Consider the following 18,269-nt stretch of genomic DNA (forward strand, 5'->3'; position numbering starts at 1 on the left):
TTTCTAATGTAATTCTTGAAATTAACAAATTAAATAATGTAACAAACAATTGATAAATATACTAAAAAGTATCTTTATTTGAATTAAAGTATATGTACAGAGGAAATATTTTTTGCATATGTTGGAACTAATCCCCCGGAAACCATAACAACAATATCATGTTTTTTTGCTAAATTTCTCTCTATTGCAATTATTTTTCCAATTTTATAAAAATCATCATTTGATTCAATTTTATGTACTAAAGAACAATAAATCCCCTTACTTAATAATAATTGTCTCGATGTTATTTCATTAGTAGTAATTGCTAAAATATCCGATTTTGGAAAATATTTACGTATTGCTCTAGCTGACCTTCCTCGTGCAGTAGCAACAATAATTAATGGAGACTTTAAATTATTAGCAGTTTCAACAGCTCCTCTGCAAACCGCTTCAGTAATTTTAAGAGGCAAATTGCTATAAAAATCTTTAATTTTATCATTTAAAACAACACGATCTGTACGATCACAAATAGTTGCCATAATATTAACAGCTTCTAAAGGATATTTCCCTTTTGCGGTTTCCCCAGAAAGCATAACAGCATCTGTACCATCTATAATAGCATTAACTACATCTCCTACTTCGGCACAAGTAGGTCTAGGGTTTTTAATCATAGAATCAAGCATTTGTGTAGCAGTAATTACTACTTTTTTTGAAAAATTACATTTTTTAATGATCATTTTTTGTACAAAAATAACCTCTTCTGCAGGAATCTCCACGCCCAAATCACCGCGCGCAATCATAATTCCATCAGAAAATTCAAGGATTTCATCAAAATTATCAATTCCCTCCTGATTTTCAATTTTTGAAATAATTTGTATATTTTTTCCCCCATGTTGTTTTAAATGTTTTCGAACTTCTAAAACATCAGATTTCTTCCTAACAAATGATACAGCAACAAAATCTAATTTTTTTTTACATGCAAAAATTAAATCACATTTATCTTTATAAGATAATGTAGGAAAAGAAACAGAAACACCAGGCAAATTTACCCCTTTATTTTCCCCAAGATCAGCACTATTACAAACCTTGCAAACTACAGAATCATCTTTTATTCGAATAACAACCATACTCAATAATCCATCATCCACTAAAATTACACTTCCTATATTTAAATCTTTTGCAAAATCAGAATACGTAACAGCAACACATTTATTATTACCAATGAAATTTTGATTAGTTGTAAAAGTAAATATTTGCCCTGCATATAACGAAACATCGTGACCATCTTTTAATTTCATTGTCCGAATCTCTGGACCTTTAGTATCTAAAATAATAGCAGCTTGTTTATTTGACTTTTTTAAAACATCACGTAAATTTTCAATTCTTTTACCATGTTCTTCATAATTTCCGTGAGAAAAATTCAAACGAATCACATCCATACCTGCTTGTAGTAAAGAAAATAACATTTCTTTAGATTCAGTTTTTGGGCCAATAGTACAAACAATTTTTGTTTTTTTCATATATTTCTTTATAAATTAAATTTTAAAAAATTAATACTAATTCAATTTAGTTTATTTAAAATTTGCAAAATAAGCACTAAATAACATATTACTTAATATATTAAATATACTCATCATATAATTAAATAAAATTTATAAATATTACTAAAATACAAATATTAATTTAAATACAAAATTATAAATTCTTAAAATAAAATTCATTTCAAATTTTTCTTATAAATAAAAATTTTGTAATATAAAATCATCTTTTATACAACATCTACAATATGCATCCAAGTGGATTTGAACCACTGACCTCTACCATGTCAAGATAGCGCTCTAACCTACTGAGCTATGGACGCATCTTATATAAACAAAACTAAAAATAAACTTTACTATCAAATTAATAACATTATTATATTATAAACAACATACAATTATAATACATTATATTTTAAAAAATTTATATAATTTAATAAAATTTAATTTTCAGACTTTTCCAAAATATAATCAGAAGTCTGTTTTTGCAAAATATACATTCTAAATATCATTAAAATAGCAGAAGAAGTTAAACCAATAATAAAACCAACCCAAAATCCGCTAGGCCCCATAGCCGGAAAAAAAATATCAGTTAACGCTAAAATATATCCACATGGTAATCCTAATAACCAATAAGCAATAAAAGTTATATAAAATATAGAACGAGTATCCTTATATCCTCTAAGAACGCTATTTCCTATTACTTGAATAGAATCCGATATTTGATAAATTGACGCCAATAACATCAAATTCGATGCTATAGAAACAACAGAAGGTGTATCATTATATAAAAGTGCAATTTGTTTCCTAAATAAGCTAGTTAAAATAGCTGTGCAACACGCTAAAATTATTCCTATAATTAAACTAGTCCAAGAACTAATTTTTGCTTGTTCTACATTTTTTTCCCCTAAACAAAAACCTATACGAATAGTAGCAGCAACACCTACAGATAAGGGAAAAACAAACATTAATGAACTAAAATTTAATGCTATTTGATGACCAGCTACAGCAACAATTCCTAATGGAGCAACTAATAATGTCACTAATGCAAACAAAGTAACCTCAAAAAATAATGCTAATGCTATTGGTAAACCTAATAAAAATAGTCTTTTTAATATCAAAAAATTGGGTCTTTTAAAGTACTTAAATAAACGCAAATCATGAAAAATATTTGAATAATTTACATATCCATACAATAATAAAAACATGATCCAATACACCAAAGCTGTTGCAATACCACAACCAGAACCACCCATCACAGGCATACCTAATTTTCCATATATAAAAATGTAATTAATAGGTATATTACTTAATAAACCTATAAAACTAACCACCATACCAGGTTTAGTATAAGATAATCCCTCACATTGACAACGAAATACTTGAAAAAATAAATATCCAGGAGCACCCCATTGCAAATAAAATAAAAAACTTTTTGTTTTTTCATTCAATGGTGTTTCTAAATAAAGAATATAATTAATAAATTGATTACAATAATATAGCAATAATATTATGAAACAAGATATTCCAAATGCTAACCACAATCCTTGACAAACCTGATACGGAATACAACCTCTTTTTCCAGAACCATTAAACTGCGAAATAATTGGAGTGAGTGATAATAATAAACCATGACCAAACAATATTACAGGTAACCACATTGATGTTCCTATTGCTACAGCTGCCATATCAACAGCACTAACAGATCCAGACATAATAGTATCTACAATTCCCATTGCTGTTTGCGCGATTTGCGCAAATATTACTGGGATCGCTAAAGATAATACAATACGTGCTTCTTTAATATATTTTTGCAAATATAATATCCTCAATAATTTTTTAAAAATTAACAAAATTTTAAACATAAAAATTAATTATAGTACAATATAAAAATATTTATTTATTTATAGAAAAAATACATAAGTAAACCATGAATTAATTTTTAAATAAATGTAATAAATTTTATTTGTATAATTCATACAATATATAAAAACATCATGAATTCGTAAAATACATTTATATCAAAATAAAACACAAATTTTAACTTATTTTTCACAAAAATATTTGGCAAAATTTTCTAAAATATAAATTTTTTAGAAATACAAAACAAAACCCTCTATTCTATTAATAAAAATTTTACATTAAAATACTATGTATTCAAAAACAATATTAAATATAGATGACATTATACATAAACTACAAAAATAAAATCTTATTTTTATTTACAAAAATCAGTAATTTTAATATATAATTAGTTTACTATTCGAATTTATTTATCTATATAATTAAATAAAATAATTTCTATTTAAATAAACAATGTTAAATCAATATAACTAATAAAATATTTTTGTATTTTTCATAATTATGCAATAAACTAAAATAATAAAATTCTACAATTTATTATAATTAATTAGGAATCTCATGAATATAATATTCGAAAAAATTAAAAAACAAATTAATAGTAACCCCATTATTTTATATATGAAAGGTTCCCCAGAGTTTCCAGCTTGCGGATTTTCACATAAAGCCATTAAAATAATTTCAAAATGTACAAAAAATTTTACTTATGTAGATGTATTAAATAATCCAGATATCAGAAAATTCTTGCCTAAATTTAGCGATTGGCCTACATTTCCTCAATTATGGATTAATGGGGAATTAGTTGGGGGGTGTGATATTATAATAGAAATGTATAATTGTAATGAATTACAAAAATTAATAAAAAATACTATAAAAAAATAAACTTTATAAAATTTCTATATTTAATATTACAATCTAAATATAATACATGTAAAAGTAACATGCTTTCATCTATTATACTTATTTCGTATAATTAACACAGTTATATAAGTTAATATTTTAATCACAAAATTCATAAAAAATCATCACACATAAATCTTTACAAAATTTATTTTTTATAAAATTTTAATGATTTATTTAAAATACAAAATAAAAATACAATTTTTTATTACAAATAAATACAATAATTTACATTATAAATAATAAAATAAAATAATATATCTATACATTTTATGAATATTTTAATAAAAATTTTAATATATAAAATTAATAGAATTTATATATTAAAATTTAATTTTGACAAAAACTATATTAAATCATGAAAAATATTTATACTAAATGCATGAAGATAATTAAATTTTAATAATAAATTTAAATATATTTTTCATATAAAAACACCATATGACAACCAAATATAAAACTACACAAGCTTGTAATTTAATTATTTTTGGAACAAAAGGAGATTTAGCAAAAAGAAAATTACTCCCTTCATTATATCAATTAGAAAAAATAAAGCTAATACATCCACAAACTAGAATAATAGGTGTTGGTAGAGCAAATTGGAATATAAATTTTTATATACACATAGTGTATGAAGCATTAGAGAGATTTGTTCAAGAACCAATTAACACAAAATTTTGGAATATTTTAAAGAAAAGATTAGATTTTTGTAATCTTGATGTTAATGAAATTAAATATTTCAATCAACTAAAAAAAAAAATAAATAAAAAAAATAAAATTACTATCAGTTATCTAGCAATGCCTCCTACAACATTTGGAATAATTTGTAAAGGATTAAACAAAATTGGATTAAATAACGAACCAAATAGAATAGTAATGGAAAAACCAATAGGAAGTGATTTAAAATCTTCACAAAAAATTAATAATCAAGTATCAAAATATTTTCTTGAAAAACAAATATATCGTATAGATCATTATTTAGGAAAAGAAACTATTTTAAACTTATTAACTCTTCGTTTCGCTAATCCTATTTTTATTTCCAATTGGGACAATCGAAGTATCGATCATGTCCAAATTACAGTAGCAGAAGACATAGGAATTGAAAAAAGATGGAAATATTTTGATAATATAGGACAATTGCGCGATATGGTACAAAGCCATTTATTACAAATACTAACTATAATTACCATGTCCCCCCCAATAAATTTGATGACTGATAGTATCAGAAACGAAAAAATAAAAATACTAAAAGCTTTACGACCTATTAATCACATTAATGTTAAAAACAATACAGTAAGAGGACAATATACAACAGGATACATAAAAGGAAAAAGAATTTGTGGATATCTGGAAGAAGAAGGTATCAAGTACAATAGCCATACTGAAACTTTTGTTTCTATTAAAGTAGATATCGATAATTGGCAATGGTCTGGAGTTCCATTTTATTTACGAACAGGAAAACGTTTATCTGATAAATATTCAGAAATTGTAATATATTTTAAAAACACAACATTTAATTTATTTAAAAATTCTTATAAAGAACTTCCTAAAAATAAACTAACGATTCGAATTCAACCTAATGGAGGTATAGATTTACAAATCATCAACAAATTATCAACCCTAAACCATAAACATAATTTGCAATGTAACACATTAAACTTAAATTTTACAGAAAAATCAACAAAAAATAAATTTTTAGAAGCTTATGAACGCCTTTTATTAGATACAATGCGAGGAATGCAAACTTTATTTGTAAGAAGAGATGAAGTAGAGGAAGCTTGGAAATGGATTGATTCAATTATTAAAGCGTGGAAAATAAACTCTAAAACAAAAATAAAACCTTATCAAGCTGGATCAACAGGACCCGAAGATTCTAATAACATGATCAAAAAAGATAAAAGGGTATGGAACAAATATAATAAAAATATTAATATTATTTAAAAACTTAATTTTAAATTAATATCTTAAATATTTATAAATAATTTCATTTTATTTTTATAGTTATTAAAATATTTTTAAACATTTAATTAAAATGTGTAATTTAAAAAATTAATAATATATTTTATTTTATACAAATTAATTTTATAAAATTTCCAATATTATTTTTCAATTTGTCTTATACAATAAATTATCATTTTACGAACAAAAATAGAAATATTCCTATTTTTTGGATTTCTTTCACATCTTGTATCTTTTTATAACATAAATTAAAAATTCCAAAACTTTATAATTTATTTTTTCTTCTTTTTCTAAAGACCTTTAATTTTTTGAAGAATAAATCTGTCATATTTTATATATTTTTAATTCCGATCTAAAATACAAATATTTTAACATATTTTTTATAAATTATGGAATTAACCTAACTTCTTAAATATATATTAAATTTATTTTTTAATTCTATTAAACATAACTTTACCATTTCAGACATTTCTTTTTCTTTTAATGTTTTAGAATTATCTTGAAAAATCAAACTAATAGACAAACTTTTATAACCATTTTTTACACCTTTTCCTCTATACACATCAAATAAATTTACATCAACCAACTTATTACAAAAAACTTCTTTACATGCTAAAACAATATCTTTTACAAAGACATTTTCTTTAACTAAAAAAGAAATATCTTTTTTATTTATAGGAAATTTAGAAATATTTTTTATAATTGGAATATTATATTCGGAAATTTTTTCCCAAAGAAATTCAAATATAATAGAAATTTTGTTAAGATTTAATTTTTTCTCCAATACAGGATGAATTATGCCCATTAATCCGATCAATTTATCTTTCAAATAAATTTCTGCACTTTTTTCTGGATGTAATATAAAACTAGTATTGTTTGTATATTTCTTAAAATAAATATCTTCTGATTTACCACTAAGATAAAAAATTGACTCAATATCTCCTTTAATATCATAAAAATCCACTTCCTCATCATTAATATCCCAATGTTTTTCAAATTTTGTACCAGTAACAATACCAGCTAACATAAAATCTTGACGAATTCCTAAATATGAATTTGCATCAGGAAAAAAACATAACCCACTTTCAAAAAGTCTAATTCTATCTTGTTGACGATTCTGATTATATAAAACAGAATTAATTAGACCAATCCATAAAGATAACCGCATTACAGACATATCTCGCGAAATAGGATTAAGTAAGTATAATGCTTCTTTTCTTGGAAAAATCAATTCTTGAATTTTAGGATCTACAAAACTATAAGTAATAATTTCATGATAACCTCGGTCAGATAATAACGTTTTTATTCGATATAATGATAATTCTTTTTTTACAAAAGGAAATGATACAAAAGAATTAGCAAAATTTTTTGGAATATTATCATATCCGTATATTCGTAATATTTCTTCAATTATATCTTCTTCGATTACTAAATCAAACCTCCATATTGGGATAGTAACTTTCCAACCTATTTTAATATAAAATATTTCACAACCAACACAATAAAGAATATTCTCAATTTCATTGTTTGATATATAAAAACCTATTAATTGCTTTATCTTTTTTTTTCTTAATATGATTTTCTTAGATACAGGGAGAAATTTTTTAGAAGTTACACTAATTATTGGACCAGGTTTTCCTCCGCAAATATCTATTAATAAAGAAGTAATTCTTTCTATAACTAACAATGCTAAAGAAGGATCTATACCTTTTTCATAACGCTGAGAAAATTCAGTTCGTATATTATATGTTCGAGAACTACGTAACACAGTAACAGGATCGAAATAAGCACATTCTAAGAAAATATCTTTAGTTTTAATATTAATTCTTGAAAAAATACTATTAGTAATTCCTGCTATTGACAAAATTTTTTTTTCATCAGACACTATTAAAGTTTCTGAATTTAAACTCACTATTTTATCATTAAATAAAACAAAACTTTCATTTAATTCAGAAAATCGTACAGTAAGATTAGAAACAATTTTTTTTAAATCATATATAAATATTGGTTGCCCTAATTCCAATAAAAAATAATTTGAGATATCTGTTATTACATCGGTAGAACTAAAACCACAACGACGTAATTTCTCTTGAATCCATATAGGAGTCATACCAGTATTATCAATATTTTTTATCACTCTTCCAATATACAGAGGACAATGACTAGGAGAATCAACACAAATAGATAATTTGCTATTAATCTTTGGATGTATAATATTTACTTTTGGATTTTTTAATCTTTTGTGATTCATTACCGAAAGATCGCGCGCAATTCCAAATATACTCAAACAATCAGAACGATTAGTCGCAACATCAATATTAATGATTTTATCACCAAATTTTAAATATTGATAAACATCAGATCCAATAGGCGCATCATTAGGAAACTCAATAATCCTATTATTATTTCTATAAAAATTACATGATATACCTAATGAAAAAAAAGAGCATAATATCCCTTCTGATATTTGATTATGCAACTTATAACCCAATACCTTCCCATAATTCGGAAGATAAGATCCAATTTTAGCTACAGCAACCTTTAAATTGATTCTACAATTACTAGAAAAAGACAAAATAGTTAATAAATTAGATAACCCAACTTCTACTTTAGTAATATACAACCTATCAATACTATTATGTTTTTCACACATTACTATCTTTCCTATTACTACATTATTAAAATAACTAGCTGATTTTTCTACACTAATTATTTCCATTCCAGCTATAGAAAATTGTTCTAACAATAAATCACTATCCATGACAGTATTAAACCATTCTCTAATCCAATATTCACTCAGTTTCATATATAAAATATCCAAAATTTTTATGATTTAAACTGTTTAAGAAATCTTAAATCATTATCAAAAAAAACACGTAAATCGTCAATTTTGTAACGTAACATAGCCAATCTTTCCACACCCATACCAAAAGCAAAACCAGAATAAATATCTGGATCTATTTTTGCATCTTTTAATATATTAGGATGAATCATTCCACAACCTAATATTTCTAACCAATTTCCATTATCATTTAATATATCTATTTCGGCTGAAGGTTCAGTAAAAGGAAAATAAGAAGGACGAAAACGAATTTTTAATTTTTTTTTAAAAAATTCAGAAAAAAAATCATAACAAATCTTTTTTAAATGACTAAAATTAACATCTAAATCTACAACAAATCCTTCAATTTGATGAAACATGGGAGTGTGATTTTTGTCATAATCTCTCCTATACACCTTTCCAGAAGAAAAAATTTTCATAGGGGGGGATCTTTCACACATTGTTTTAATTTGCACGCTTGACGTATGAGTACGTAATAATTTAAATTCATCAAAACGAAAAGTATCATGTGTAGATCTTGCTGGATGATCATTAGAGATATTTAAAGCATCAAAATTATAATAATCATTTTCGATCTCTGACTCATTGACTAACAAAAAACCCCTTTCTTTAAAGAATTTTTCAATATCAAATATTACACAAGTTATTGGATGTAAAGAACCTAGATTCATATATCTTCCAGATAAAGAAATATCAAAAAATTCATTTGTTAATTTAGTGTTAATTATATTGTTTTCTAAAAATATTCTATGATTCACCAAAATTTTTTTTATATTTTCTTTAGCTTTATTAATCAAAAACCCAATTTTAGCTCTATCTTTTATTGGTAAATCGCGCATCAATTTTATTTTTTTAGAAAAAAATCCTTTTTTTCCAAATAAATTAATTCGAATAGACTCTAATTCATACAAATTTTTAGATTTTTTAATAGCTTTATTTGCTTCTTTAAAAATTTTTGTATAATTAAACATAAAATATTATCCTTATAACAAACTCATCAAAAAATTGATTTATAAATATTTACACAAAATTTTAAATTTATCAGCTATTAAAATAAATTAATGTAAAATATTAATACAATATCTAATTTACAAAACAAAATTCAATACAATGCAAATCAATTTTATAAAATTAAGATCCAATTTTTTGAATTAAGTAATTAATAACAAATTTATCAAAAACAGCAATATCTGCTAACATTTTTCTATTAATTTGAATTGAAAATTTTTTTAAGCAAAAAATAAATTGACTATATGTCATACCATATTTTCTTACTGCTGCATTAATACGAGTAATCCATAATTGACGTAATTTTCTCTTTTTCTGTCTACGATCTCGATAAGAATATTGACCTGCTTTTATTGTTGCTTGATAAGCTGTTCGATATGTTCTAGAACGAGCACCATAATAACCTTTAGTTTTTTTCAAAACTTTCTTATGCTTAGCGTGCGCCATTACACCACGTTTTATACGAATCATATTAAAAATCCTTTTATATAAAATTAAAAAATGAGTTTTTCTGTTTTATTTAATATAAAAATATTAAAACAAAATTTATTCTTTATATATATGGTAAATAACGAAATATTAAACTTTTTTTTTCTTTAGAAACTAGAGAACTAAGATGTAAACGCCTTTTACGCTTAGAAGATTTCTTTGTTAAAATATGACGAACATTAGCACATTTTTTTTTAAATTTTCCTAAAGCTGTTTTTTTAAAACGTTTTTTTACAGAACGAACTGTCTTAATTTTTGGCACAAATCCTTCCTTTATCAAAAATAAATTTATTAAGTATATACTAACTATTTTAATTAATTTTTTTATCTTTTATATATAATCATATTCATCTGACGACCCTCAACTTTCGTTGATATTGACTCAATTATTGCAAAATCAATTAAATCATCACGAATTCGATAAAGAACCTTTCTAGCGATATTATGATGAATTGTTTCACGACCCCTAAATCGTAATGTTATTTTTACTTTATTACCATGATTTAAAAAACGAATTATATTTCTTAATTTTATTTTATAATCCCCTTCATCAGTATTAGGTCTAAATTTAATTTCTTTTATTTGAATTACTTTTTGTTTTTTTTTGTGTTCTTTAAAAGATTTATTTTTTTCATAAACAAATTTACCATAATCCATAATACGACACACAGGCGGAGTAGAATTAGGACTAATCTCAACCAAGTCAAAACCCATTCCTTCAGCTTGTTTTAATCCTTGATTTAAAGGTACAATACCAATTAATTTTCCATAAAAATCAATCAATCGAATTTTTTTAGAAAAAATCTCGTTATTAATACGATTCAAATGTATTAATTTATTTTTTTTTCCAGCTTTAATATTTAAATTCCCCCATACAAAGGTTACGATTTTTAATTTCATTTTTTAATTGATCAATAAATTTATAAATTTCTATATTTTTTAAATTTTTTCCACAACGAGTTCGAATAGAAACAGTATTATTTTCGATTTCTTTTTTTCCACAAATTAACATATATGGAACCTTACGTAAAGTATGTTCCCGAATTTTAAAAGCTATCTTTTCATTTCTTATGTCTTCTTTTGTTCTAATCCCTAATTTAGAAAGAATTCTAACTACTTTAGAAACATAACACAAATGATCATTAGTAATACTCATAACAATAACTTGTGTTGGGGATAACCAAGTTGGATAAGATCCAGAAAATTCTTCAGTTAAAATTGCAATAAAACGTTCTATCGAACCTAAAATAGCGCGATGAATTATAATTGGAATAGATTTCTTATTATTTTTATTAACATAAAATATATTTAAACGAGAAGATAATAAAAAATCTAACTGGATTGTACCACATTGCCATTCTCTATTAAAACAATCAAAAAAAGAAAATTCTATTTTTGGACCATAAAATGCTCCTTTACCAGGTTGGTATTCAAAATCAATATTATTTTCTAAAAGAACTGTAATTAAATTTTCTTCCATTATTTTCCAAATATTATCACTACCAATATATTTATCAGGCTTAGTAGATAATTTCACTATAAATTTTTTAAATCCAAAAACAGAATATGTATCATTCATCATTTTAATACAATTAATCACTTCTTCTTTCACTTGTTTTTTTGTACAAAAAATATGAGCATCATCTTGAGTAAAACTACGTAATCGCATCAATCCGTATAAAGAACCTGAAGGTTCATTTCTATGGCAATAACCAAATTCTGCTACGCGAAATGGAAGTTCACGATAAGATCTTAAACTGCGATTAAAAATTTGTACATGACAAGGACAATTCATAGGTTTCATACAATACTCTTGGTTTTCTGATAATATATCAAACATATTTTCTGAATAATAATCCCAATGCCCAGTTTTTTCCCATAAACAACGATTTAACATAATAGGAGTTTTTACTTCATAGTAATTAAATTCTTTTAACTTTTCTCGAATAAAATTTTCTAATTCTCTAAATATAATCCATCCATCATGATGCCAAAACACCATTCCTGAAGCTTCTTCTTGAATATGATATAAATCAAAATTTTTTCCAATCTTACGATGATCCCTATTTTTTTCTTTTTTTGTATTTTGAAAATAAAAATTAATTTCTTTTTCATTTTTAGATAATGCTATACCATAAATACGCTGCAAAATTTTTCGAGAACCATTTTTTCCATACCAAAACGTTCCAGAAGTAGATTTTTTTAATTGAAAATAATAACAAAATTTCATATTCATAATTTGTGTTTCACAACATATATCTACATATGATCCGTAATAACATAATTCTAAATAATCATTTTTTTTAATTGTTTCTAGAATACATATTTTATAATCTTCATTTTTTTTTGCAAAAATAGAATAAGCTTCTCTCCAAGAAACACATTTTTTTAAAAAAAAACAATTTTTCTGAATAAAATCAAACATTATTTTTTCTAAAACATTTAAATGTTCTTTTGTCAGAATGTAATCAATGTCTATATCATAATAAAATTTTCTATCTCCTATAATAGATCCACTCACCATTTTTGCTTTGGGAAATAATTTTTTTATTGCATAACCCAATAAATATACATGAGTATAGTGAACTATTTTCAATTTTTTATCCTTTATAATAATTACAAAATTAAAACTTTATTCATTATATAAAAAATAATTAATTTACATTAATATAACAAAAACACAATGTTTCTTTAACAAAATTAATGTTTATATAAAAAACTATAATTAAATATATAAAATTTTCTAAAACAAAAATTTAAAATAACATTTTAAAACACTATTTACAAAATTTTATACCCATTGTATACTAAACAAATATTTGTATTATTTTGTATACAAAATAATACAAAATTTACGTCTTATTTTGTAAAAGTTTAATAATTTTAAAATATCTAAAATTGCAATTTTATTATATAAAAATCTTTAAATAAAGAATTATTTTATTAATTCCTCTGTAGTTCAGTTGGAAGAACAGCGGACTGTTAATCCGCGTGTCACTGGTTCGAGTCCAGTCAGAGGAGTAAACTATATAATGCAAAATTTTATTAATTTTAATAGTAATATCCACTTAAATTAATCTTACTATCTTATAAAATTTTACATAACTATATAAGAGCTAATTTTATATTTCTTGTTGTAACCAACTTTCTAATATAACAGCTGCTGCCTTCGCATCTATTAACTTTTTATTAAAACGACGATTCTTTCTATTATTTAATAATTCACAACGAGCTTCAAAAGTACTAAGTCTTTCATCATGTAAAACAACTCTACAATTAAAACGATTTTGTAATCTATTAGAAAATTTTTTCACTTCAAAAGTAAAATTTTGCTCAGTTCCATCCATATTTAACGGAAGTCCTACTACTATAGTATGTATTAATTTCCATTCATCAAAAATCTTATCCATTTCACCCCAATTATAGAATATTCCTCGAAATATTTTAAATGTCCCTAATGGATAGGCTATTTTAGTTACATTTTGAGAAATAGCTACACCTACATTTAAAGTTCCAACATCAAGTCCTAAAATATAAAAACATTTATTCATAAAACTATCTCTCAAATAATACATAATTACATTATTAAAATGTATACAAAATTTTTATAATCTCATAAAATTTTAAACAAAAATTTAAATTACCTAAAAATCAAAAAACAACACAATAATTTTATTTAACATATTATTTAACACTTAAATATTTTTAATTCTATTAAATAGAATACTTGATACAAAACAAAAAATCTTTTTAAATCTTCATATGAAACTTATACTAAAATACCATTTTAAAAAAAAATAATTACTACTAATACATAATCAATAAATATTAATTTTCTTTTGAAGTTAACATTACCTTTAAAACATCCAAATCTCAACTAAAATTAAACAAAATTTCCAATTTATTAAATATAAAATTATTCAAAACTTCATTATATTTTAAATATAAAACAAAAATTAAACTTTTCAGTCATTATTAGTACGTTTTTATTTACAACTTTGAAAATATATAACGAATTTGATTCATATAAAATTTTTCATAATAAATTAAAATTTCAATAATAACAAAATATTAAGATTATTCTTTTAAAAACATTTTATATATAAAGAAACTTCAATACAATATATCAATTTAATAACAATATTCTTTCAGATTTCAAAATATTCAATATATTTATAAAAATAAAATTATAAATAATTTTATTGCAATTTTATAAAATTTTATACTTTTAAAAAATAAAACAAAATTTATTAAAACATAAAATTAAAAACTATCTTTTAAGATAAACATAGATCAATTTTCCTATAAAAAATTTCATGTAAATTTTAAATTAACTAATATAGATCATAAAAACATATTTAGTAAGATACAGTTATTAAAAAATAAATTCAATATTCTAAAAAATAGATAAACTATTTAAAATTATATTTTAAAATATTAAAAATTACATTTTCCAATATCACGTAATGGTTTACCTAACATTAAATTACGTTCAATACGCTCTAAAGAAACATTTTTAGTTTCTGGAATCAACAACATAGTAATTATAATAAAAATAAAATTTAAGAAACTATATATCCAAAATGTATTAGCATTTCCAAATTTTTCTAACATTGTTAAAAACGTAACACCAACAATCATATTAGCAATCCAATTTGTTGCTGTTGAAATTGTTATTCCAAAATCACGTCCTTTTAATGGTTGAATTTCTGAACATAATACCCACACCAAAGGACCGGCACTCATGGCAAATCCAACAATAAAAAATAACAACATGATAATAGAAAAATACTTTTGAAAATTATTAACAATACCAAAATTTAAAAAAAATCCCAATACAAACATACCAACAGACATTACAAAAAAACCAAGTTTCAAAGTAGGTTTACGTCCCCACCGATCCACTAAACTAATCGCGATAAATGTTGCTAATACATTCACTAAACCTACAATTACAGTTCCCCACATTTGATTAATGGTACTACTAAATCCAGCTATACTAAAAATTTTTGGTGCATAATACATAATTACATTCATACCAGTAAATTGCTGCATAATTTGTAATAAAATACCAAGAAAAACCGCTCTGCGAAAATTATTATTTTTCTTAAATAAAATCCAACCACTTTTCTCAATCTTAAGACTATCTTGAATCTCATTTAATTCTTTTTTAACTTGTTTCTTAGAATCACGAAGCATATTTAATACCTTTTCTGCTTCTTTATAACGACCGCGCGTGGCTAACCAACGGGGGCTTCTTGGTAAGAATAATACACCAATAAATAATAATACAGCTGGGATTGTAATAATCCCTAGCATCCAACGCCAAGAACCACTATAACTAAAAGCTGTATCAGATAAATATGCTGATAAAATACCAACAGTAATCATAAGTTGATACATAGAAATCATAGAACCTCGAATATTCTCCGGAGCAATTTCTGATAAATATAAAGGAGCGGCATAAGATGCTATACCTACTGCTAATCCTAAAATAATACGAGCAATAATTAAAGATTCTACATTTATCGAACATGCTGACCATAATGAACCTACTACAAACAATATAGATCCGACAAATAAACTAAATCTTCTTCCTAATTTAGTGGATATCCAACCGGCAAAAAATGCTCCAAAAGATGCACCAAACATCATAGAACTTACCACCCATTCTTGTTGATAATTTGTAATATCCAAATCTACAGACAAAAATGGTAACGCTCCAGCAATTACACCAATATCTAATCCAAAAAGCAAACCAGACAATGCAGCCATAAAACAAACAAGAAAGGTAAAACGAGTATAAGATCTATTATATTTATCTATGGAAACATCCATAAAACTCCCTCCACACTAATATTAATATTAATAAAAATCTTTAAACAAAAAATCAAAATATACAAATAAATTAAATAAACTTATATTCTATAAATATAACCTATATCCACTCGAAAAATACACAACCAAAATTCCTTTAATTTTATTTTTATATAAAATTACAAATATAAAACTGTAATAAATATATAATATATTTTAAATTCCCAAAAAAAAGAAAAACAATAGAATCTAAAATTCCAAATTCTATTTTTATATTTAAAAATCTAAAAATTGAATTAAATAACATATTTTTTATTTCAAACCAGAAGCATAACGCAACAATTTTGCCTTATCTGTTTTTTCCCACGAAAAATGTTTACGACCAAAATGTCCATAAACAGCTGTTTTTTGATAAATTGGTTTTAATAAGTCTAACATATTAATTAACCCATAAGGACGTAAATCAAAAAACTCTCTCACTAAAAACACTAAACTATCAATAGAAACTTTTTCAGTTCCAAATGCTTCAACTGATACAGAAACCGGTTCTGCTACCCCAATGGCATAAGAAATTTGTATTTCACAACGATCAGCCAAACCCGCAAAAACAATATTTTTAGCTATGTATCTAGCTGCGTAAGAAGCAGATCGATCTACTTTAGAAGGATCCTTTCCAGAAAAAGCACCACCCCCGTGACGCGCCATACCTCCATATGTATCTACTATTATTTTTCTACCGGTTAATCCACAATCACTCATGGGTCCCCCAAAAACAAATCTACCAGCCGGGTTGATAAAATACTTAGTTTTTTTGGATAACCATTTTTTGGGCAAAATAGGCTTAATTATTTCTTCCATTGTTGCTTCTTTTAATTCTATTAAAGAAACATGTTTTGCGTGTTGTGTAGAAAACACTACTGTATCAATACCCAAAACCTTGTTCTTATCATATAAAAAAGTTACTTGACTTTTAGCATCTGGTCCGAGCCATGGCAATACACCATTCTTTCTAACTTTTGATTGTTGTGCAACTAATCTATGAGCGTAAGTTATTGGAGCTGGCATTAAAACATCAGTTTCATTTGTTGCGTAACCAAACATTAAACCTTGATCTCCAGCACCTTGTTCAAATAAATTATTATGATCCATCCCCCGTTTAATATCAAGAGATTGTTTACTAATAACACTTAATATTACACAAGAATTTGCATCAAAACCAAGATCTGAATGAATGTACCCTATATTTCGAATAGTATTTCTGGCTAAATCTTCAATGTTTACCCAAGCATCAGTAGTAATTTCTCCCCCAATTAACACCATCCCAGTTTTAATATATGTTTCACACGCAACACGAGCTTTAACATCCTCAGATAGAATAGCATCCAATACAGCATCAGAAATTTGATCTGCAATTTTATCAGGATGTCCTTCTGATACAGATTCAGAGGTAAACAAATATCTTGACATATTCTTACTATTAATTTTGATATATAACTTCTAAACTAATCTATTAAAAAAATAAAATAACTCCTTTTTAAATAATAAAAACAACACAAACCTAAAAATTGAAATTAACTTATTTTAAAAGAAGAAAGTAAAATATAAAATTTTATTTCCAAATTAACTAATTTGCTAATTAAATATATACAAAATAAAAATAGAAATTCACATTCTTAAAATCTTTATTAATTTTTAAAAAATAATCCAAAATCATCAAATCAATAAATTTTAATTTCAACTTTTTAAAATACATAAAAAAAGTCATTGTTAAACTTAATAAAAACTCATACTATTAAATTTCTACTAACTATATTTTCTAATCATTAACACACTTATAAAATATGCAAAAATTATAAAAATAAAAAAATTTTACTAAT

Annotated in this window: 13 protein-coding genes and 2 tRNA genes; 3 read left to right on the forward strand and 12 right to left on the reverse strand. The window is 24.1% G+C overall.

Annotated features, from left to right (window positions below):
• Window positions 1–83: 83 nt before the first annotated feature.
• From pykF to WEOB_RS01365, 3 genes are all read right to left on the reverse strand, one after another.
• Window positions 84–1,499, reverse strand: coding sequence for a pyruvate kinase PykF (gene pykF / locus WEOB_RS01355; protein WP_281263764.1), 1,416 nt, complete (start codon window positions 1,497–1,499; stop codon window positions 84–86).
• Between the two features lie 267 nt (window positions 1,500–1,766).
• Window positions 1,767–1,840 (reverse strand) — tRNA-Val (locus tag WEOB_RS01360).
• Window positions 1,841–1,960: 120 nt separating this feature from the next.
• On the reverse strand, window positions 1,961–3,334 hold the full coding sequence (locus tag WEOB_RS01365; RefSeq protein WP_281263765.1) for an MATE family efflux transporter: 1,374 nt from the start codon (window positions 3,332–3,334) through the stop codon (window positions 1,961–1,963).
• A gap of 604 nt (window positions 3,335–3,938) precedes the next feature.
• On the opposite strand from WEOB_RS01365, the gene grxD reads away from it, so the two are divergent.
• Window positions 3,939–4,259, forward strand: a complete 321-nt coding sequence (gene grxD, locus WEOB_RS01370) for a Grx4 family monothiol glutaredoxin (protein ID WP_281263766.1) — start codon at window positions 3,939–3,941, stop codon at window positions 4,257–4,259.
• 459 nt (window positions 4,260–4,718) lie between these two features.
• Window positions 4,719–6,218, forward strand: coding sequence for a glucose-6-phosphate dehydrogenase (zwf, locus tag WEOB_RS01375; protein WP_281263767.1), 1,500 nt, complete (start codon window positions 4,719–4,721; stop codon window positions 6,216–6,218).
• Between the two features lie 418 nt (window positions 6,219–6,636).
• Here the strand turns inward: zwf and pheT are convergent, their stop codons facing one another.
• The 6 genes from pheT to thrS form a co-directional block, all read right to left on the reverse strand.
• Window positions 6,637–9,042 carry a phenylalanine--tRNA ligase subunit beta gene (gene pheT / locus WEOB_RS01380; RefSeq protein ID WP_281263768.1) on the reverse strand — a complete coding sequence of 802 codons (2,406 nt, stop codon included), beginning with the start codon at window positions 9,040–9,042 and terminating at the stop codon, window positions 6,637–6,639.
• A gap of 20 nt (window positions 9,043–9,062) precedes the next feature.
• Window positions 9,063–10,049, reverse strand: coding sequence for a phenylalanine--tRNA ligase subunit alpha (pheS, locus tag WEOB_RS01385; protein WP_281263769.1), 987 nt, complete (start codon window positions 10,047–10,049; stop codon window positions 9,063–9,065).
• Between the two features lie 160 nt (window positions 10,050–10,209).
• On the reverse strand, window positions 10,210–10,557 hold the full coding sequence (gene rplT / locus WEOB_RS01390; RefSeq protein WP_281263770.1) for a 50S ribosomal protein L20: 348 nt from the start codon (window positions 10,555–10,557) through the stop codon (window positions 10,210–10,212).
• 82 nt (window positions 10,558–10,639) lie between these two features.
• Complete coding sequence (gene rpmI / locus WEOB_RS01395) at window positions 10,640–10,837, reverse strand: 50S ribosomal protein L35 (protein WP_281263771.1); 198 nt, start codon at window positions 10,835–10,837, stop codon at window positions 10,640–10,642.
• A gap of 62 nt (window positions 10,838–10,899) precedes the next feature.
• On the reverse strand, window positions 10,900–11,433 hold the full coding sequence (gene infC, locus WEOB_RS01400; protein WP_281264075.1) for a translation initiation factor IF-3: 534 nt from the start codon (window positions 11,431–11,433) through the stop codon (window positions 10,900–10,902).
• On the reverse strand, window positions 11,429–13,171 hold the full coding sequence (thrS, locus tag WEOB_RS01405; RefSeq protein WP_281263772.1) for a threonine--tRNA ligase: 1,743 nt from the start codon (window positions 13,169–13,171) through the stop codon (window positions 11,429–11,431). Before thrS ends, infC begins: the two co-directional genes overlap by 5 nt.
• Before the next feature lie 352 nt (window positions 13,172–13,523).
• Between thrS and WEOB_RS01410 the strand changes: the two genes are divergently transcribed.
• Window positions 13,524–13,596 (forward strand) — tRNA-Asn (locus WEOB_RS01410).
• Between the two features lie 101 nt (window positions 13,597–13,697).
• Here the strand turns inward: WEOB_RS01410 and ruvX are convergent.
• The 3 genes from ruvX to metK all read right to left on the reverse strand — a co-directional run bounded on the left by ruvX (window position 13,698) and on the right by metK (window position 17,859).
• Window positions 13,698–14,126 (reverse strand): Holliday junction resolvase RuvX, encoded by a 429-nt coding sequence (ruvX, locus tag WEOB_RS01415; RefSeq protein ID WP_281263773.1) that lies wholly within the window; start codon window positions 14,124–14,126, stop codon window positions 13,698–13,700.
• An 886-nt stretch (window positions 14,127–15,012) separates the two neighbouring features.
• Window positions 15,013–16,413: a sugar porter family MFS transporter gene (locus WEOB_RS01420; RefSeq protein ID WP_281263774.1), complete on the reverse strand. Its 1,401-nt coding sequence runs from the start codon at window positions 16,411–16,413 to the stop codon at window positions 15,013–15,015.
• A gap of 291 nt (window positions 16,414–16,704) precedes the next feature.
• The gene (gene metK, locus WEOB_RS01425) at window positions 16,705–17,859 is read right to left on the reverse strand and encodes a methionine adenosyltransferase (protein WP_281263775.1); all 1,155 of its coding nucleotides are present in this window, start codon (window positions 17,857–17,859) and stop codon (window positions 16,705–16,707) included.
• Between the last annotated feature and the right edge of the window lie 410 nt (window positions 17,860–18,269).

Origin of the sequence: Candidatus Westeberhardia cardiocondylae (genome assembly GCA_001242845.1) — a bacterium.
GTDB lineage: Bacteria > Pseudomonadota > Gammaproteobacteria > Enterobacterales > Enterobacteriaceae > Westeberhardia > Westeberhardia cardiocondylae.